Below are 19,338 nucleotides of genomic sequence, written 5' to 3' on the forward strand. Positions count from 1 at the left end.
AACAATTAGGGGACATAAAATAAGGCATAGAGTTCAGGTACCTGGATTAATAATTAACACTGTTATAGTTTGACATTACTAATTTCATGCCCCTTAGAACGTATTTTAAAGGGAATTTCCCGGTAAACACCTTTAAGATCACCACGTAAGTTTTCTAAGGATTCAGGGTTTGGGGAAAATAAAAGGACCCCACCCCCTCCACCAGCCCCCAAAGGGAAAACTGTACTGTCAAATCTTTTTGCACGTTCCAGTAAATCCCAGGAACTTTCCATGTAACCTTCACATAGTTTTATCCGTATTTCACGGTATTTTTCAATGGATTCCAATATAATATCCCACTTTTTCAGCCTTAATGCCTCACGATAGGCATAAGCTATCTTCATTTTCTGAGAGTGTAAGTTATATCCAGTTTTATTTAAAAGAGCATTCATCCAGGTAGTATTAACATCTGCGCTTTGGCGATGGTGTCCAGTATGGAAAATAGCCATTCTCTCTTCTAGAAGCCCGTAATCAGCTTGTGGTATGAGTTCATATCTTAAAGATTCACCATAACCGGTACCCGGATGTCCGGGTCTTCCCCATGGGAACCACACATAATCAGTTACTCCCCCAAAAAGAACATTTGATTGCTCCTGAGTTCCAGTGATACTTAACCCCAAACCCTGTTCAATACGAGCAGCCAATGAAATCAATTGTATGTTGGTGAATGGTCGTCCTGCTAATTCATTGGCAAGTATGCACACCCCGATTGTGGCGGTTGATGATCCTCCAAGCCCTGAGGAGTGTATTCCTTTCCTTAAATTCTCTAAAATAAACATTACCCCTTTAAGGTTGAATATTTCAATTATTTTAAGTAACCAGTTCTCACTAACTGGGACCACTTCACCAGGATGTGCTGTGACTTCTGTATCATAATCAACAGATCTTACACCTATAAGGTCCGGGTCAAATGGATGAGCCTCAATCTGGGTTCCGGTGTCTATGGTTATGCCTATGGTTCTGGGAAGATTTTGGGACCATTTTCTGGTAAGATCATCCTTATCAGGCATATCAGGTAATTTCCAGAAGGTCTGCTGGAATTCGTTTAAATCCAAACTGGATCCAGGACCATCAATCCGGTTATAGGCAATAACTTTCGGTAATGCCTTCTGTTTCTGGGCTTCCAGTAACCAATCGTGAAGTTGAATCGTGCTAAACACTATCCTTTTTAATTTTGAGCAGGAAAAAACACGGAATTAGAATGAAAAAATATATTTTAATTCATCCGAATTTTATTCATCCGAATAGCTTCTTCACCCTTTTTCGATTTAAGTTTCTGTTTTTCCAAGATAACCATCTCCATGTCATTTAATTGATCAGTTACCCATTTACTGAGATCATTCCTTCCAATGGTGGCCTTTGCCTTACTTAAAAGTTCGACTTTGGATGTTTCATCCATCAACAAAGCCATATCAATTGATTCAGCAGTTTGTCGAAGATCATAAGGATTTATACAAATAGCGCCATCTTTTAATTCTTCATAACATCCTGCCCCAGTGGAAAGCACTAAAACACCATTATTTTCGTTAAGGATACTTCCTTCTTTAGCCACAATATTCATCCCATCCAATATGGGATTAACCATTAAAACATCATATCTTTTCAAAAGAGCAACTACCAGGTCGTAATCACCCCTGCAAATGTATTTTATTGGCTCCCAATCTGGAGTGGCGTATTTTTCGTTGATCTCGCGAACAATCTTCTTTATATTATCGGTGTATTCCCTGTAGATCTTTATATCCTGTCTAGATGGCATTAAGGTTGCCACAAACTTAACCTTCCCTTTCCAATCCGGATATTTCTCAAGAAACATGTCATAAGCCTGAAATCCTCTGATAATATTCTTGGATAGGTCTGCTCTATCTGTCCGGTAGATTAACTTGCAGTCCCCAATCATTTCATCAACTTCTGCTTCCTTACTAATTACATTTGGACTTTGTCCATGTTTTATGAGTGTTTCTACATCAATACTGATGGGATAAGTCCTTACATGGCAGACATGGCCTTTATATAAGATATCCCCTGATACATCATCCACAGAAGCATCTGGTAAGATTAATTTAATTGTTTGCAAGAAATTGTTCATATAACGCCGGATATGGAATCCTAGGACGTTGTTTGTAAGAATACTACTTAATATCTCGGTTTGCATGTGATTGGGTAGCTGCTGGAATATTTCGGGTGATGGAAAAGGTATATGAACGAATTGACTCATAATAACATCAGGATGCTGCTTTCTTATCAATTTAGGGGTTAAATATATGTGATAATCCTGTAACATAACTATAGGGGTTTTTTCTGATTTGGATACATCATCACTTATGGCTTCTGCAAACATAGAGTTCACATACTGGTATGAATCCCATGCCTGGTGCAATTCATCATCTGCACAGGGAGAATATGGTGAAAACCACATAGAATGATGAATAAACCATAATAAAGGATTGGCGAATTTACCATTGAAACGGTTGTAAACATCTTCTTCTGTTTTGATGAATTGAACATAATACTCGGGGTTTTCAAGTGGTACTGGCACTTTACCGTTGTATTCATTGTCCATATGATGGTCACATTCCCCAATTGCTGAAGAAACCCATGTACCATGTGTTTTTTCTAAAAAAGGTATCATTGACCCCACTATCCCCCCTGCACCTCTTATTAATTCAATTTTCCCGGTTGAATCGTCTTTTTTAAATACTACGGGTCCTCGATTAGAGGCGACGATTATTTCTTTATCTTGTAGAAATTCAGAGTTCATTTTACTGTTTCCTGTAATATTGATTATTGAATATCAATTTTAGGAACCAATTGAACTGAATAATGCAACTAAAACCATTAAATGGTACCCTTCAATTGGCACTGTCTTATCCCTGATTTGTGTATAGTGGTTTTATTTGACTCTATTTAAAGATTTACTATTTTAACTATTTAAAAAAAGATGCACAACCAAAAAATATATCATTATTTAAGCAAGATTTTTATAATATCTTTTAATTGGTATCAATAGAGTTGGTTAAATAAATCATATACTGCAAATAATTAAAGATAACATGCAATAATAATACTATAGATTATAGAAACTGTAATAAAGTTTTATATTCGGTGTTAAACCATGCTTAATCAAGTTCGACCTCACTTTCAAAGATTCATCGACCCCCTAGCCAGTAAAATCGGATTACATCCTAATATCCTCACCATCATTGGATTACTGGTTAGTCTTTGCGCTGCTTACGCATTTTCCCAGCAAAACTTACTGTTAGGAGGACTCCTCATTCTCTTAAGCGGCTTTTTTGATGTGATTGACGGGGCTGTGGCTCGGAACAACAACACCAAGAGCAAATTCGGAGGATTTCTGGACTCAACCTCTGACCGCTTCGCAGATGCCTTCATAATCATCGGGATCATCTACGGGGGATACGTGGACTGGTTCTTGGGTATTTTGGCATTACTAGCCTCTTTGAGTGTGAGTTATGTGAGGGCCCGGGCAGAGGTGGAAGGAATTAGATGTGATGTGGGAATAGCAGAGCGAGCAGAACGCCTGTTCATAATACTGGGCGGTGCATTCATAGGGTACTTCACCAATCCCCAGTTTGTCATGTCACTGGCCATTCTCCTGGTAGTTATCCTGGGATATGTAACAGTCCTGCAACGTATTTATCACTCCTGGAAGGAGCTTAAAGATCTTTAACTGTTATTAAAGTTCTAACTCCATTGTAAACCGGTTTAAAAAAATGTTTTAATTGAATTAAGTACATTAGTGATAATATGGATGCAATAGAGAGAATTGAAAAGGATTTGGAGCTTTTTGCAAAAAATATAAAAGAAATAGAATCTATAAAAGTTCATGGTGAAGAAGCAAAAATAGTGGAAATGGCCAGAAACTATCGGGACGACACCAGATACTACCTCGAACAGAAGGATTATCTCACCTCTTTTGGATGCATAACATATGCACACGGGCTTCTGGATGCAGTACGGCTGTTACATAATCTTATAATTGATGAATAAAAACTATATAATTAAGTTCTCGTGATTCTAATGGATCACTTTTTAAAAACATATTAAATACTTAGAAGGTATTTAAAATGCGGAAATTCTTTGGCAAAGAATCCATGGTGGAGGAACATTCCCGCCAGCATGTGGAACTGGTTTACCAGTGCGTCCAGAAGCTCAAAGAAATCATGCCCCCATTCTACAGGGGAGAGTTTGAGATACTGGATGCTAAAGTAGTTGAAATGTCAATCCTGGAAACCAAAGCCGATGAAGTCCGCCGGATTATGGAAATTGAATTTTTTAAGGGAGCTTTCCTTCCCTTTGACCGGGAAGACAGAATAATTCTGGCAGAACTGGTGGATAACGTGGCTGATATGACCCAGGAAGCTGCCTATGGAATCAGCCTCAGCAGGATCACCTTCCCCCCCCATTATAAGGAAGATTTTGATGAACTGGTGGATGAAGTTATAAATTCGACTGCTGTTTTAAAAGATTGTATTGAACTTCTGGATGTGGATCTGGAAAAGGCCCTCCAGAAAGCCCATGAAGTTGAAGAACTGGAAATTAATGTGGACATGATTGAAAGACGTATAATTAAAAAACTCTATCAATCCTACCGTGATGATGAATTTGGAATTTTAAGATTAATAGAACTTAAAACAATGGTTACCCGTTTAGGGAATATTGTGGATCGGGCGGAGGATGCCTCAGACCGGGTGCCTATAATCGCTGCCAAGAGAAAAGGTTGATAATAGGATCCACACTAATCTATCTAATTCTATCTCCTTTGATTTACATTAAACACTACCTCCCTATGATACTACTCCAAATATAAAACTGGAAGCGAATAAATAAATTTTAGAAATGGAAGCGAATAAATGAATTTCAATGATCCTATTTTAAATGAAGCTAAAAAAGACTTTCAGTACCTTTTGAATCGTGGTTTTCCCAGAACTGGGGCCTTGGAATACGTGGGAAATCATTATCTTCTTGACCAGCTGGGAAGAAATTACTTAAATCGCACTGTTTTTTCAAAGGAAAAAATGGAAACCCGAAAAAGTAAATTGATTCTCTTATCCGATGTAAAGGGTAAAGATGTTCTCCTGGACGGTTACAATGTTCTCATAACTGTTGAAACCATCTTTCAGGGTGCAGATGACTTAATTGTAGACTGTGATGATGGTGTTATCCGGGATGTTAAGGCAGTTTTCGGTAAATATAAAGAAACTGAAACCACTACAATTGCACTTAATTCTATTATATCCTTACTGAAACTTTTCAAACCCAAAAGTGTGCTTTTTTTCTATGACAGTCCAGTGAGTTTAAGTGGGGAGCTGGCCAGAACCACCCGAAAAATTTTAGAATCTCACCAGGTACATGGTGATGCTCAAACCTCAGAAACTGTGGATTCGAAGCTAATTGGTTTATCCCACAAACTGAAAGCAGTAGTTGCCACCAGTGACGGGATAATAATTGATAAAGTAGATGATGTGCTGGATATACCGAGTTACGTGGCCCGGTTAAATCAGAATACTATTAAATCAAAAATAGAGTTAAATCAAAAATAAAGAAGGAAATTAGGGATATTTATTCAATATCCTCAAATCTTCCACTGAGTTTTTCCATGACACCAGGTAAGGTGGTGTACTCCATCTCATCAGCTGGTAATCTGTGTGGTTCGAATGGGCCATGTCTTCTCATGTACTCGGCGATTTCTGATGCCAGTGCTCTGGATCGGTCGTAGGCAGGGTCGTCAAACATGTCTGCTGGTCCTACTAATCTACCATCAGCTATCTGGAATCCTAAGGCCATAACCCTTGGTGGTCCGTCAAATCTTACCGGGTATGCGTTTTTCTGTGCTACAGGCATTAATGGTCCGTTGTGTGAACCTCTCATCCATCCACCCACCAGGTGTGGGAATGCAAATGGTTCCACAATTTCCCCGGCTGCTGGGAATCCGGACTGTGATCTTACAATGGCTACTGGGTCGTCTTTACCAACGTATTTACCTGCCATGAGGTTTAATCGTTCTGTACTGATGGATGCAGCGATTTCTTTGTCGTCCCTTCTTCGGACACGTTTTATGACGTATCTGCTGATGGTGCCCAGGAGGGCCAGTAAATCGTACATTTCATCAGGACAGGTCAGCTTTACTTTTTTGTGTTCCATGACATCATAGACTTCAAATTCAAATCCGTTGTGCATGGATGGGTCAATTACAAGACCTGCAGTGCTGAATGGGTCTGCGAACATTTTATAAATAGGCAGGTTAAATGCCCCGGGTTCTGTCTTATCACAACAGAAAACAACCACAGGGTCACTGGGCCTTTCTTTAAATTCCATTTCGGCAACTCCAGGACCCATTCCTTTGATGTTTCCTGAGAATGTGTCGGATAAAAGGTCCTGACCTGCACCGTAAAGTTTTAGTTCTTTAGCAATGGCGGTTCCTTCTAAAAATGTATTCCATGCCATTTGATGGATTTCTTCGTTTTCTTCACCCTGGGTGTGGGTCATTATCAGTTCTGTATCGTCACCACAATTGGTCACATAATAATCAATGAGAAGCTCTTCTTCCTTGGCTTTTCCTAATATCTCTTCACATTTTTTTAATATTGCGGGGTGAACTAATCCGTGTCCTGCTATACTACCAACGTCTGCTTTTATCACACTAATGGTGGTTTTCATATTCTATGCACCTCTAAAAAAGTCATGAACGTCTAAAACAGCATTTAAATGCTGAAAAAGGGCGGTTCGAATCAATAATTATAAACCAGTTTTCTCACAAAAACCAGTGCAAAAACAGTCTTAAGCCTGTTCTTATTAACCCTTTCTTATTGTGAAATTATGATAATAGAGACATATAAAAGTTACTATGCCCTCTTTTCGCCGCCCTCCAGTGACTTAAATATTCCTTCAGGGACTCATGACTAACTTAACTTTCTTCAAAAATTTTACGAACTGCTTGGGCCATTTCCATGGTGGTGGACGCGCCCCCCAGGTCAGGTGTGAGAAATGTTCCCTGTTTTAAGACATTTATCAATGCTTGTTCCAGTTTAAATGCTTCCTGGTGCTCTCCCAGAAACTGGAGCATAAGACAGGCTGATAAGATCATGGCAGCAGGGTTGGCCACACTTGTGCCAGCAATATCCGGGGCAGAACCATGTACTGGCTCAAATAATCCATTATTATCCCCTATATTAGCAGATGGTGCCATTCCCAGACCCCCTACCAACCCAGCACCCTCGTCTGATAGTATATCTCCGAAAAGGTTGGTGGTTACCAGTACCTGGAATCTGTGTGGATCGGTGACCAAGAACATGGCAGCAGCATCCACGTAAAATTCATCAGTCTCAATACCCTTGCTGGCATCAATATCCTTATATTCCTTTGCAACCTTCCAGAAGGCTTCTCTGAATACCCCATCAGTTTTTCTAAGTACATTAGCTTTATGCACTGCAGTTACTCGGGTTTTACCCCTTTTCAGAGCTTCTTCAAATGCTACCCGTGAGATACGGTCTGATGCCTTCCGGGTGATAACCCGCAGAGCAGTGGCTCCTTCTTCTGTGTATTCTTCAATTTCAGAGTAAAGACCTTCACTGTTCTCCCTAATTATTAAGATATCCAGATCATTGTAAACTGCTTCTACTCCAGGATAGGATTTAATTGGCCTTAAGTTGGCGTATAAACCCAATGCTTTTCTGAGGGCTAATATAGAACCAGCAGTTTTCTGATCCGGGACAGATGTAACTGCACCAAAAAGGGTTGCATCGCTATTTTTCGCCATTTCTATGGTTTCATCAGGTAAAGTCGTTCCTGTATCCTGAAAACAGACGTAACCTGCCCTGGCTTCCTGGAAATCAAATTCTAAATCAGAAGCTCTGAGAATATTTAGAGTAGCTTCCATAACTTCCGGGCCTATACCATCACCCGGTATTACTGTTATCGTGTACATATTATCATCATATTTTTAGTTAATCTATTTAGATAATCTTTTGTAAAATCTAATAAAAACATTTACCTAAAAAAAGGGCTAAATCCACTAATTCCCCGTTTTTAAACTTCAAATTTATTCCTTAATCATGAATTTCAATTCACTTTCTATTTTTCCAGGAACAGGATGATGAATTCCGGTTTTGGGTTCTGTCTAGACCTAACTTATCGAATCATATGGTATGTAAGAGATATAGGGCGTGTAAGAGATATAAGAGTAATTAATAATCTCTTCTGAATATGATATGACAAACAAATAAAGGCATATATTTCCTTAAATAATTAATTGAACGTGTGTTTTTGTGGATAAAATATACATTATGACTTGATGAATATGGCAAAATATATGGCTTAAGAAAAACATAATATATTTTTCTTATAAATTGAGACATTTCGATCTTGTTGTGCATAAAAATCAAATCCAATTAATTTTTAAGGGAGATAATGATTATGGAAGTTGAAAAAAACGTCAAAAGACTGATTGAAACTTTAAAAGATGATGATGAATTTGTGCAAGTCCAGACTACCGAAATGCTGGAAGAAGTTGGAGAACCAGCAGTGACCCAGCTCATTGATGCCCTGGATGACGAGGATAAAAATGTCCGTAAGGGAGCAGCCAAGGTACTGGGCCTAATTGGTGACGTGAGAGCCATTGATCCTCTTATTGAAACTATGAAGGATGATAATAAGTGGGTGCGCAGAGCTGCCTCCGGAGCCCTGAGTAACATGGGCCAATCCGCTGTAGATCCATTAATCAAGACTTTAAAGGATGATGACTGGAGAGTTAGAGGCGGGGCTGCATGGGCTTTGAGCAGTATAAAGTCCCCTGAATCATTAGATCCATTAATTGAGGTTATGAATGATGATAGTGGATTTGTAAGGGCCGGTGCAGTAATGGCACTTGGAAACATCGGTGGGGAAAAGGCGGAAAAAGCACTTGAAGAGGCACTCAAGGATAAAAGTGGTTATGTTCGCCGAGTTGCTCAGGGTTTCCTGAATAAAGACTAATTTTTTCTTTTCCAATATTTAAAGGATAAATTGATAACACTATAAAGAGAGTCAAATGATTAAGGGACAGGGTGTGAAATGAAGGTTAGTGTAATTGGTGCATCAGGCAGAGTGGGTAAAGCCGCTGCTTTTTGCCTGGCTGAAGAAAGTGCAGTTAGTGAAGTGGTACTGTTATCCCGTGAAAAAAGCCTTGGTCAGGTCCAGGGCGAAGCTCTGGATATGAATGATGCCATGGCTGCCAAGGATATCAGGGTGTCCATAACCCCCACTGCAAATTTTGAGGATATAGCAGATTCAAAAATTGTGGTAATTACTTCTGGCATGCCCAGAACTCCTGAAATGACCCGTATGGATGTGGCCATTCCCAATGCTAAAATTATAGCAGAATATGCTCAGTTAGTTGGCAAGTACGCCCCCGAATCCATAATTCTGGTCATCACCAACCCGGTGGATGTTATGACCTACGTGGCTTACAAAGCTTCTGGATTCCCACGAAACAGGGTGATTGGATTGGGAAACCACCTTGACTCCCTGCGGTTAAAGAATCTCATTGCCAAACATTTCAACATACATGTTAGCGAAATACACACCAGGATTATAGGGGAACACGGCGACCATATGGTGCTGCTTTTAAGCTCCACCTCCATTGGTGGGATACTGGTGAAGTACTTCCCCCAGTATCAGTCCTTTGATGTAGATGCAATTGTGGATAAGGTTAAAAATGCAGGCAGTTACGTCATTAACAAAAAGGGTGCCACTGAATACGGACCTGCCTTCGCTATTTCCAACATTGTTAAAACCATCATAAACGATGAAAAGAGAATACTAACCCTCACCACTTATCTCGACGGTGAAATCGATGATGTAAGTGATGTGTGTCTAGGAGTACCGGTCAAGTTAGGTATAAATGGTGTGGAACGAATTATCAGCGGGAAAATGAGTGATAAAGAATTAGAAGACTTTAAAACAGCCGCTGATGTTGTTAAAAGCGCCACCGATGAAGTAATGGCATCAGTGGAAGGAAAAGTTAACCTTTCAAAATAAATTTTAATGCAATTTAGAGATTTTCATTAGGTTATAATTTATTTCCTAGTGGATAATATTAATTCAAAAATATAAACCTGTAACAAAATCAAAAAAATAGTATTTTGGGCCGAATTATCGACCCCTTATCTAAAACCTTCTTTATTCTATAATCTACTAATTCTAAATTATCCAAGTTAGGTAGTTCCATTAGTAGGTTCAGTTTGCGTGTTAGTTGGTGTGGTTGGTGTAGAAGTTGATGTGTCAGTGGTTGTGGTGTCTGCTGTATTTTTAGTTGTAGTTTTGGCTGTATTGGTTGTTTTGTAGGTAGTTTGGGCATCATCATAACTACTACCACTATCATTGGTCTTGTTGGTTATGTTAAGTGTGAAATTCCCAGCAGAATTCATAATACCGGTGAAATAACCCCCAACAAATGCAAATACTACTATTACCGCTACTAAAGCGATAGGTGCTTTTTTCATATATTGTCACTCCGTAATCCACGTAAAAATTTCAAATATTTTTAAATTTGGGATATTAATTTCTTAAAATTTCTGATCCTGAAAAAGTTATTTGATGTTTTGGATTTTTCTTATTAAAATATTTCTTTATTTCTGATCCTAAAAAAGGACATTTGATGCAGTATATATCTCACTCCCCTATAATAAGCTTGTCCTTGAAATGGGGAATATTATTAATTGCAAGTTAAATAATAAATTAAATATTATTTTAGTAAGGTTTTCGCATCATTGAGATTTAATGATCTTATGAATCGGACAACAGAATAAATTCTTCATAAATTAAAAGAAAATAAAAAAAAAGGGATTGGATTGTTACCCTGATTGGATTACCCTGATTGGATTGTTATCCGGTCTCCTCTGAAAGATAGCTATACGCAAATGCAGCTAAAACTGCTCCTACTATGGGACCGATGATATAGATAGGGAAATATATCCACAGATTAGAACCTCCCAAGAGCAGGTCTCCCAGGTATGGTCCAAAGGTCCTGGCAGGATTTAATGATGCTCCGGTAATATTTCCCAGTGTGGTTATCGCACCAGCAACAGTTAGACCAATGATCAATCCTGCAAATCCTGGAGGAGCTTCTCTGTCCACTGCAACCCCCATTATAGCCAGCATTAGGATGAAAGTCCCAATAGCTTCAGCCAAGATAGCCTGTAAATAACCTATGCCCTCGAATGGTGCTGTGGCACCCAGACCCCCTGTGGTTACTGCTCCCATTCCAATTATGTAGGCCAATGCAAAACTGGCCAGGGCGGCTCCAATCAATTGAGCAATCAGGTAGGGTGCAACATCACGTGATGGGAATTTTTTCACAGCCCACAATGCTATGGTCACTGCGGGGTTTATATGACAACCAGATATCCTACCAAATGCATATATACACGCACTTATTGCTAATCCGAAAGCCAAACCTATTGCCAACCAGTCCCCTAGGCCTCCCAGGGCTCCGATTCCGATGTTAAATGAGTTGGGAGGTGCTTGACCCGAACTTATCATCAGGGTTATGATTGCAGCTCCGGTACCGAAAAATACAAGGATGAAAGTTCCAATAAGTTCAGCCACTGATCTTTTCATTAAAGAAACCATTTAGCTATCCCCCTTTAGGCGCTTCTTTTTTAAGGGCCTGGTAACAGTACTTACACAGTATCCTTGGAAGGGTTTCTTTAAGTTTTTCTGCGGGGAAGGGATATCCTCCACTCCATACCTCAGTTTCCTGTCGGATGGCGTGGTCCATGCATAATCCCATTCCACAGACTATACAAATAGCAACTGCATCGGTGGATTTGCCTTCTTCTGCACAAATATAACACTTCATTTTTTACCCCCTTAAAATATTCTATGTTTTAAAAATTCTTAAAAAAAATGGGAATGTTTGGGAGGGAATGTTTGGGATAGTATTGTTTGGATAATTATCTAATTGTCTAAACATGCCTACATTCCCTAGTAACATTTTAACCATATATTTATACGGTTATACTGCTTCTTTCCACTGGCAGTGATTGTGCCTGAAGTCAACCAGTGATGCTGCTGCACAGTTTTTACAGGTTCTTGCGGGGGAAGCTGGGCTTTCCTTGTGTAGGGCTATGATGTTGGTCATCAATGTAGCAGTTACTGGTTCACTGGTTAAGAGGCAAGGGTAGTCCGCCAGTCTCATGAGTGATGAGAACCTGACGGTTATGGCACATGCAGGGTAGGTGTAGCGCTGCGGATTCATTATCACTTCGTTCTGGTGTACCGGTTCTAAGTCCACTTTGAATCCAGCTACTTTAGGTGTCAGTGTACCTGAAGAACCATTGAGTGCCTTGCGGGCCTGGTCCAGGTGGCCCCATCCACGGTAGATCATGTCCATGAAGTCACTGTTGTGCAGTTCTGCTGCTGCCCCCCGGGTGGGATTGAGTTGTACGTAGTTATGGAATCTTTTGGTCAATAGATCCACCACTGTTGGTGCATTGAAGCCGTCCAGTTCCAGTATGTACTCCACCGCACAAGCAGATGAACCAGTTGCCAAGGAAAGAACTTCATATTCACTCTTAAAGTCAGGGAGCGCCTGTTTTAATGTTGAATCCATCACATCAGTGGTGGCTTCAATTATGGCCATGGTCACATCATCTTTGCACATGTTAAAGGTTGATTGTGCAATGTGATGAGATATGTCGCCCACACAGTATGCGGGGACTGTCAGGATGTTACCATAATGGACATCATCATCCATGGCCGCAACTACTGTGCTTTCCATTTTATCACGGTACTGGGCCATGTACTTCCGGACATCGAAGGATGTGTGGCCTGCTGCATCCATGAGTTCAGCCTGGGCTTCCACCGGTTCCTGGTAGATGTGTTTAATTTCGGCTATTTCCTTCTCCACAGCCTGGGCTACTGTGGCCCCATTTTCAACTTCATTAGCGAATACTTCACCAATACCATATGAAGTATTCATTCCCCATGATTTAGCAGATAATATGGCCTGTTTATGTTTTAGAGGTATGTCCACAGTTTTAACTATCCGGTTGATGGTGTTACTGGTGCTGCCAGGCATCAGGGCAAAATCAACCACACAGGTTGGTCCGTAGAACCCCCCATATCGGCGGACTACTTCTTTACCAATTAGGGCTTCTGCTTTTCCTATGGCCTCAATGAACTTAGAGAGACTTCCTTCAAATTCAGGGTCTTCATCACAGAGTATTTCCAGTACCACTGGTGTTTGATAATGTTCCACGAAAGGATCGTCTTCTGGCCGGATAGTGTCTGTTAAGCTGTTCAGGATGTTGTAGTGAGCCTTCACCGAATTCACGTGAAGGTTGATAACTGATTCAGATTGTTCAGCTGTTGCTTCCATTTTCTGCACCACATCCAGATACGCTTTGGTATCTTTGATATGGAATGGAGTTCCCCTTTTATTTTTAACGGTTTCTACATCGGCTTTTTGAGCCATCATTGCTTCTTGAACCATTTTTTCATAGAGTTCAACCATTAAATCACCCTCCTTTTTACTAAAAATCCTTAAACAGATTAATATAGTGATCTTCAAGTCATTTATGAGTTTCTACATAGAGAATAATAATGGTTAAAATCTTTGTTTTGCCCCTTAAATTTAAATATTTGTTTTATTTAGTAAAAAATAAAAAAAATATGGCAAAATACAATTAATAATAAGTTAATTTCCATTAAAATGATCAATAGTTAAATATTCTGTTGAAATTCCATTTAAATTGCTGAAATTTTCTTAATTTATCCTGATGCACTAGTAAATTCAATGAATTTATAGTATTGGTGATGAATTAGATATAATCCCAAGGCCACATTCACTCCAGAAATATTTATATAACTGTTCAGTTATAATTTAATTTAGACTGTGATTTTTAAACATTGTATAAAATGATCCCGATATTAGGAATTTTGTTTCAAATTTATGGCTAATCGGAATATGATTTCCGGTAAGTTTATATTCTATGTTTGGTAAATATAATTCGCTTATCAATAAAATAATCTAAAACAAAAGGCATGAATCATGATGAAAATAGGTATTTTAGACTTGCAGGGAGACGTTTCCGAGCACCAGGTAATGACCAAAAAAGCCGTTACAAAAATGGGTCTTAAAGCAGATGTTTTGAAGGTTAAAACATCCCCAGAAGTAGCAGAGTGTAATGGAATTGTTATTTCTGGAGGGGAAAGCACTGTAATAGGGAGACTCATAAAAGAAAACAGTATTGACACGGTTATTAAAGAAAACCGAATCCCAGTATTGGGTACCTGTGCCGGTATGGTGCTATTAGGTCAAGAAACAGACTACAAACAACCCCTATTAGGACTAATACCTATGAAAGTTAAAAGAAATGGTTTTGGAAGGCAAAAACTCTCATTCGAAGCCGAATTGAAATTAAAAACAATGGAAACCCAATACCCGGGAGTTTTCATCAGAGCCCCCTATGCCCATGATGTTGATAAAAGGGCAGTTGTACTGGGGCAGATTCATGATAAAATCATTGCTGTGGCCTATAATAATCACCTGGCCACTGCATTTCACCCAGAACTTACTAGTGATACACGGATTCATGAATATTTCATAAAGGAGGTATTAAATTGTGTGGAATAGCAGGAGTGGTATTTAAAGATAAAAAACTTCACCCGGTGGGTCGATTCATGACTCGCATGCTTGACGCTCTCCAGCACAGAGGTCCCGATTCAGCAGGATTCGCTCTGTACGGTGGTCTCGGACTGCGAGAACATGAATATCTGTTAAACATCGAAGTTAAAGAAAAACCTGGACTCTTAGAAGAAGTTAAGACCACGGTTAACACCGCTTTCCCCATAGAAAGCGAAGAAATCATCCCATCAGTAGAAAATTACATCATATATCGATGTAAAGTCAATTTAGAATCATTTTCACAGCTAAAACCACTGATAATGGATGTGGACAAAATTGACGATGTGATTGTCTTAAACGGAGCTCATTCCTTTGAGATGATTAAAGATGTGGGACTGGTCAAGGATATAGCTGCCCGTTACAACACCGAAGATAAGATGGGCACCCATGCTATTGGCCACACCCGGTTTTCCACTGAAAGTATTGTGGACCGCTACCACGCGCACCCCTTCCAGAGTTACATCATCCCCGACATTACCGTGGTTCATAATGGCCAGATAACCAACTACTGGAAGATAAGAGACCCCTTAGAACGTAAAGGGCATATCTTCGAGACTGACAACGACACCGAGTGTATCGTGCACTACATAGCCGATAAATTATCCCAAAATTATAGCTTAGAAGAAGCCTTGGAACAGTCAGTGAAGGACATGGATGGTCCCTTCTCATATATTGTAGGCACACCCAACGGAGTGGGAATTGCTAAGGACCAGTTGGGCCTCAGACCAGGTGTTATGGCAGAAAACGATGAAGTGTTCGCCATTGCCTCAGAAGAAGTGGCCCTAAGAGAAGTTATGGACACATCAGATATTGAACAGATATCACCAGGGGAGACTCGTGCTTACACCATTTAGGATGTGGAACAAATGCAGGAATTCAAAATAAACGCTCAACAAATAACATCCCGGGAACTTAATCGAGCCATTAAAAAGGCTGCCCCGGAAAATGACCGCATCATAATTGAAAATCCCAATGCCATGCATTACATAGCAGCGGGACTCACAGACCCTGTAGATGTGGTGATTGATGGCTCAGCCGGTTACTTCGCTGGTACCATGATCCACGGTGCCCGGGTGCACATCAATGGAAATGCAGGCTGGTTCCCCGCAGACAACATGACCGAAGGAGAGGTCATCATCGATGGCTCAGCCGGAGACGGTGTGGGCCAGGGAATCTATGGGGGCACAGTTGTGGTACATAAAAGCGTAGGTTCCCGTACCGGAGAAATCATGAAAAACGGGACCATCATCATAGGGGGAAACTCCGGATTCATGAGCGGCCTGTTCATGATGGGTGGCCGCATAATCATTCTGGGAGACATCTCAGATGATGCCGGTGAATCCATTATCCGAGGAACCATCTACGTAGGTGGGAACATCAAGAGCCTGGGTAAAAACGCCAAGGTAGAAGAACTGGAAGAAGAAGAACGAATCGAATTAAAGGAACTCCTGGAAAACTACGACTTCCACTTGGAAGAAGAAAAATACCAGAACTTCCGTAAAATAGTTCCACGCAGTGCCCGGCCATTCTACGGCCAGGAATCAGAGGAGGGATAAAAAAAATGACCCATAACAATCAAAAAAGCGTTACCCTCGTGGGAACTCCCTGCCATATCATTGCCGCCGAAAAAATGGAACACTACCCAGACATCCTGGGAGATTCTCCAGTGGATTTCAAGTTAGGACTTTTCTGCATGGAAAATTTCTCCCACACTTATCTGAAAGAGTTCCTGAAGCAGAATGAGATTGAAATGGATGATATTGACCAGTTCAGAGTGGAGAAAGGACACCTCTGGACCTACCTTAAAAATGGTGATATCTTTAAAGTTCCCCTATCCAAAGCCAAAGTTTGCATGAGGAAAAACTGTCAGGTATGTATGGATTACACCTCAGAACTGGCGGATCTATCGGTAGGATCCGTGGGCTCAGACCCCGGATGGTCCACTATCATCATCCGAACAGAAAAGGGACTTAAAGCTTTAAGTAAAGCTGAAAATCAAGGCTACATTGAAACCAAACCCTTCACACAACAAGGTCTCAAATTACTGGAGAATTTAGCTAATAAAAAGAAAAAAGAAAACAAGGAAGAGATAAAAAAGAGGGAATCTGTTGCCAGACCAGTGCTCTACCGACGGTATATCAATGATGCAGAATTCACTGAAGAAGTCTCATCCTGCCAGTTTAAGGACTTGAAGTCTGATGTCATCGATGTGGGTAGCTGTGTGCTTTGCGGAGCCTGTTATTATGTGTGTCCAGAGAACATAGTATCCATTGAAGACCGTAAACCCCAGTTGAAGGGAACCTGCCCCGAAGAATGTAATTTGTGTTATGTGGCCTGCCCCCGAACCTACCTGTCCCAGGAAGTTTTGAGCCGGGATCTTGACCAGAAGGCACTGGGGGACTATTTGAAGATAGTCTCTGCCCGTGCAGAGGGTGTTGATGGTCAGGATGGAGGAGTGGCTACCGCAATTTTAAATTGCATTTTAGATGAAAATATAACAGATGAGGTAGTTGTTGTGGATAAAATGGATGATAATCCCTGGAAACCGGAGGCCATCCTGACTTCCCAGACTGAAGAGGTTATAAAAGCCGCTGGCACCAAATACTCTGCCTGCCCTGTTTTCAAAGTACTCAAAAGTAACAATGAAATGAATTCTAATAAGGATTCTAAAAAGGAGGTGTCCTAGATGCCTTTTAAGATTGAACGAAATCAGGAACTTTGCAAGAGAAATTTCGATCGCCCTGGTTGCTGCTGGTACCTCTGTGACAACCGGGATGAAAATCTGTGTCAGAACTGTTACTCCTGTTACAATAACTGTCCCCATGACGTGTACGAAATAGTGAATGATGAACCATTCCCCCTACACCATGAAAACTGTGTGGGATGTCGTATATGTGAAGAGATGTGCCCTAATGAAGCTATTGAAGTGAACGCAGTTCCCGAAGACAGGAGAAACGTGTGGAGTTTAACCGACTTGGTGGAGATAAACCGCAAATCAACCGAAGGATCCTACAAAGTCAGGGGATGCGGTGCCACCCGAGTGATACCCACCTTCGACGACCTGGTCATAGTACCGGCTCAGGTTTCTCGACCCCCTATTGACAAGTACCGGGAACCCTGCAATACCAGAGTGGTTCTGGGAAGCCGTTACGCTGAAAACCCGCTGGTTATTGACACACCCATCATGATCGCAGCCATGAGTTTCGGAGCTCTCTCCAAGGAGGCTAAGATTGCCCTGGCTATGGGTGCTACCCTGGCCGGCACAGCCACCAACACTGGTGAAGGAGGAATGCTCCCTGAAGAACGTAAATACGCCAAAAAGCTCATTGCCCAGTATGCATCGGGTCGTTTCGGTGTCAGTGCTGATTACTTGAATAACTCCGATGCAGTGGAGATCAAAATAGGTCAGGGAGCAAAATCTGGTATGGGAGGACACCTCTTAGGAGAGAAGGTTACCGCTGAGGTCTCCAAAATCAGGATGATACCCGAAGGTACCGATGCCCTGAGCCCTGCCCGACACATGGACATTGTAGGACCAGAAGATCTGAGCATGAAAATCAGCCAGCTTCGGGAAATCACCAACTGGCAAGTGCCTATTATGGTGAAATTCACCAGTGGAAGGGTCAGTGATGATGTGAAAATCGCTGCCAAGGCCGGGGCAGATGCCATAGTGGTAGATGGTATGCAGGGAGGAACTGGTGCCGGACCAGATGTGGTCACTGAACACAGTGGAGTGCCCACCATCGCAGCCATAGTTGAAGCTGATGAAGCCTTAAAACACATAAACCTAAGGGAAGAAGTAAGTCTGATTGCTGCCGGAGGTATAAGGAACGGGGCAGATGTTGCCAAAGCCATAGCACTTGGAGCAGATGCCTGTTACATTGCCACCAGCGCTCTGGTAAGTATTGGCTGCAGAGTCTGTCAGATGTGTTACGCTGGAACCTGCCGTAAGGGAATCGCCACCCAAAACCCCCAGTTACGCCGTAGACTGGACTACTTGGAAGGTGGTAAAAGAGTGGCCCGTTACATTGAAGCCATGACTGAAGAGGCAGTGATGTTAACCCAGCAGGCAGGTAACACTGATCTTCTGAAATTAGAAAAGGATGATCTCCGGGCTCTGACTGTGGAATCATCTGTCATGACTGGAGTGAAAATGGCAGGTCTGGAATTACCCATAAGGAGCTAAAACACTTAAATGCTCCTTTTTATTTTTTATTTGTTTTCCCGGTTTATCCTTGTTTTTTAGTTCTTTTAAATGCTTTTAGTTCTTTTAAATTCAAATTTAGTTCTTTTAAATGCAATGCATATGATACTTATTTTGAAAGCTTATTTTGAATAATCATTTATAATGCATTTTTTTGAATATGTTGCACCAATTAATTTCATAAATCATAATGAGCTTTCCAAATGGCCATTAGGATTATGTAAATTTGAAATACTATTTTTCATTGGTCCCATATTAAATTAAACCAGTTAATATTAAGTTTAAAATCTTTATATCCCTTTTTCTAACTTTTAAAGGCAAAAATTATATATATAACAAAATCCATAATCGGAAGTATGTTTCCCCCATCCTATTGCCACTCATTTCCGGGGCTCTTTCTAAAATTGTA

At 40.7% G+C, this 19,338-nt stretch carries 19 protein-coding genes; 11 read left to right on the forward strand and 8 right to left on the reverse strand.

The features are described 5' to 3' along the window. Positions 1-62: 62 nt before the first annotated feature. Positions 63-1,199, reverse strand: a complete 1,137-nt coding sequence (locus tag HY987_RS01115; RefSeq protein ID WP_292754605.1) for a GHMP kinase — start codon at positions 1,197-1,199, stop codon at positions 63-65. A gap of 56 nt (positions 1,200-1,255) precedes the next feature. After that, on the reverse strand, positions 1,256-2,797 hold the full coding sequence (locus HY987_RS01120) for a trehalose-6-phosphate synthase (protein ID WP_292754608.1): 1,542 nt from the start codon (positions 2,795-2,797) through the stop codon (positions 1,256-1,258). Between the two features lie 354 nt (positions 2,798-3,151). Here HY987_RS01120 and pgsA point away from each other — a divergent pair, with 354 nt between their 5' ends. The 4 genes from pgsA to HY987_RS01140 all read left to right on the forward strand — a co-directional run bounded on the left by pgsA (position 3,152) and on the right by HY987_RS01140 (position 5,600). Next, on the forward strand, positions 3,152-3,727 hold the full coding sequence (gene pgsA / locus HY987_RS01125; RefSeq protein ID WP_292754610.1) for an archaetidylinositol phosphate synthase: 576 nt from the start codon (positions 3,152-3,154) through the stop codon (positions 3,725-3,727). A gap of 77 nt (positions 3,728-3,804) precedes the next feature. Next, positions 3,805-4,047, forward strand: a complete 243-nt coding sequence (locus HY987_RS01130; RefSeq protein ID WP_292754613.1) for a DUF357 domain-containing protein — start codon at positions 3,805-3,807, stop codon at positions 4,045-4,047. A gap of 77 nt (positions 4,048-4,124) precedes the next feature. Next, on the forward strand, positions 4,125-4,781 hold the full coding sequence (locus tag HY987_RS01135) for a TIGR00153 family protein (RefSeq protein ID WP_292754615.1): 657 nt from the start codon (positions 4,125-4,127) through the stop codon (positions 4,779-4,781). Between the two features lie 129 nt (positions 4,782-4,910). After that, positions 4,911-5,600: a DUF434 domain-containing protein gene (locus HY987_RS01140; RefSeq protein ID WP_292754618.1), complete on the forward strand. Its 690-nt coding sequence runs from the start codon at positions 4,911-4,913 to the stop codon at positions 5,598-5,600. Positions 5,601-5,619: 19 nt separating this feature from the next. Here the strand turns inward: HY987_RS01140 and fbp are convergent, their stop codons facing one another. Both fbp and HY987_RS01150 read right to left on the reverse strand, forming a co-directional pair. Continuing rightward, entirely contained in the window at positions 5,620-6,717 is a 1,098-nt protein-coding gene (gene fbp / locus HY987_RS01145) for a fructose-1,6-bisphosphate aldolase/phosphatase (RefSeq protein WP_292754621.1), read from the reverse strand. Between the two features lie 247 nt (positions 6,718-6,964). Next, entirely contained in the window at positions 6,965-7,984 is a 1,020-nt protein-coding gene (locus HY987_RS01150) for an isocitrate/isopropylmalate dehydrogenase family protein (protein WP_292754624.1), read from the reverse strand. Positions 7,985-8,472: 488 nt separating this feature from the next. Between HY987_RS01150 and HY987_RS01155 the strand changes: the two genes are divergently transcribed. Beyond that, complete coding sequence (locus HY987_RS01155) at positions 8,473-9,030, forward strand: HEAT repeat domain-containing protein (RefSeq protein ID WP_292754626.1); 558 nt, start codon at positions 8,473-8,475, stop codon at positions 9,028-9,030. A gap of 78 nt (positions 9,031-9,108) precedes the next feature. Beyond that, positions 9,109-10,074 (forward strand): malate dehydrogenase, encoded by a 966-nt coding sequence (locus HY987_RS01160; protein ID WP_292754629.1) that lies wholly within the window; start codon positions 9,109-9,111, stop codon positions 10,072-10,074. A 176-nt stretch (positions 10,075-10,250) separates the two neighbouring features. On the opposite strand, the gene HY987_RS01165 is transcribed toward HY987_RS01160, so the two are convergent. From HY987_RS01165 to HY987_RS01180, 4 genes are all read right to left on the reverse strand, one after another. Continuing rightward, positions 10,251-10,538 (reverse strand): hypothetical protein, encoded by a 288-nt coding sequence (locus tag HY987_RS01165; protein WP_292754632.1) that lies wholly within the window; start codon positions 10,536-10,538, stop codon positions 10,251-10,253. Between the two features lie 382 nt (positions 10,539-10,920). Further along, positions 10,921-11,667: an MIP/aquaporin family protein gene (locus HY987_RS01170; RefSeq protein WP_292754635.1), complete on the reverse strand. Its 747-nt coding sequence runs from the start codon at positions 11,665-11,667 to the stop codon at positions 10,921-10,923. 4 nt (positions 11,668-11,671) lie between these two features. Further along, entirely contained in the window at positions 11,672-11,896 is a 225-nt protein-coding gene (locus HY987_RS01175) for a DUF2180 family protein (protein ID WP_292754638.1), read from the reverse strand. A 156-nt stretch (positions 11,897-12,052) separates the two neighbouring features. Further along, positions 12,053-13,552: a DUF2193 domain-containing protein gene (locus tag HY987_RS01180; RefSeq protein ID WP_292754640.1), complete on the reverse strand. Its 1,500-nt coding sequence runs from the start codon at positions 13,550-13,552 to the stop codon at positions 12,053-12,055. A 537-nt stretch (positions 13,553-14,089) separates the two neighbouring features. On the opposite strand from HY987_RS01180, the gene pdxT reads away from it, so the two are divergent. The 5 genes from pdxT to HY987_RS01205 are packed head-to-tail and all read left to right on the forward strand — an operon-like array spanning position 14,090 to position 18,911. Continuing rightward, positions 14,090-14,674: a pyridoxal 5'-phosphate synthase glutaminase subunit PdxT gene (gene pdxT / locus HY987_RS01185; protein WP_292754642.1), complete on the forward strand. Its 585-nt coding sequence runs from the start codon at positions 14,090-14,092 to the stop codon at positions 14,672-14,674. After that, positions 14,662-15,579: a glutamine amidotransferase family protein gene (locus HY987_RS01190; RefSeq protein ID WP_292754644.1), complete on the forward strand. Its 918-nt coding sequence runs from the start codon at positions 14,662-14,664 to the stop codon at positions 15,577-15,579. Before pdxT ends, HY987_RS01190 begins: the two co-directional genes overlap by 13 nt. A 12-nt stretch (positions 15,580-15,591) precedes the next feature. After that, positions 15,592-16,281 (forward strand): GXGXG domain-containing protein, encoded by a 690-nt coding sequence (locus tag HY987_RS01195; RefSeq protein WP_292754646.1) that lies wholly within the window; start codon positions 15,592-15,594, stop codon positions 16,279-16,281. A gap of 5 nt (positions 16,282-16,286) precedes the next feature. After that, the gene (locus HY987_RS01200) at positions 16,287-17,411 is read left to right on the forward strand and encodes a Coenzyme F420 hydrogenase/dehydrogenase, beta subunit C-terminal domain (RefSeq protein ID WP_292754648.1); all 1,125 of its coding nucleotides are present in this window, start codon (positions 16,287-16,289) and stop codon (positions 17,409-17,411) included. Beyond that, positions 17,412-18,911, forward strand: coding sequence for a glutamate synthase-related protein (locus HY987_RS01205; RefSeq protein ID WP_292754651.1), 1,500 nt, complete (start codon positions 17,412-17,414; stop codon positions 18,909-18,911). The last annotated feature ends 427 nt before the right edge of the window (positions 18,912-19,338 follow it).

The organism is Methanobacterium sp., from assembly GCF_016217785.1.
Taxonomy (GTDB): domain Archaea; phylum Methanobacteriota; class Methanobacteria; order Methanobacteriales; family Methanobacteriaceae; genus Methanobacterium.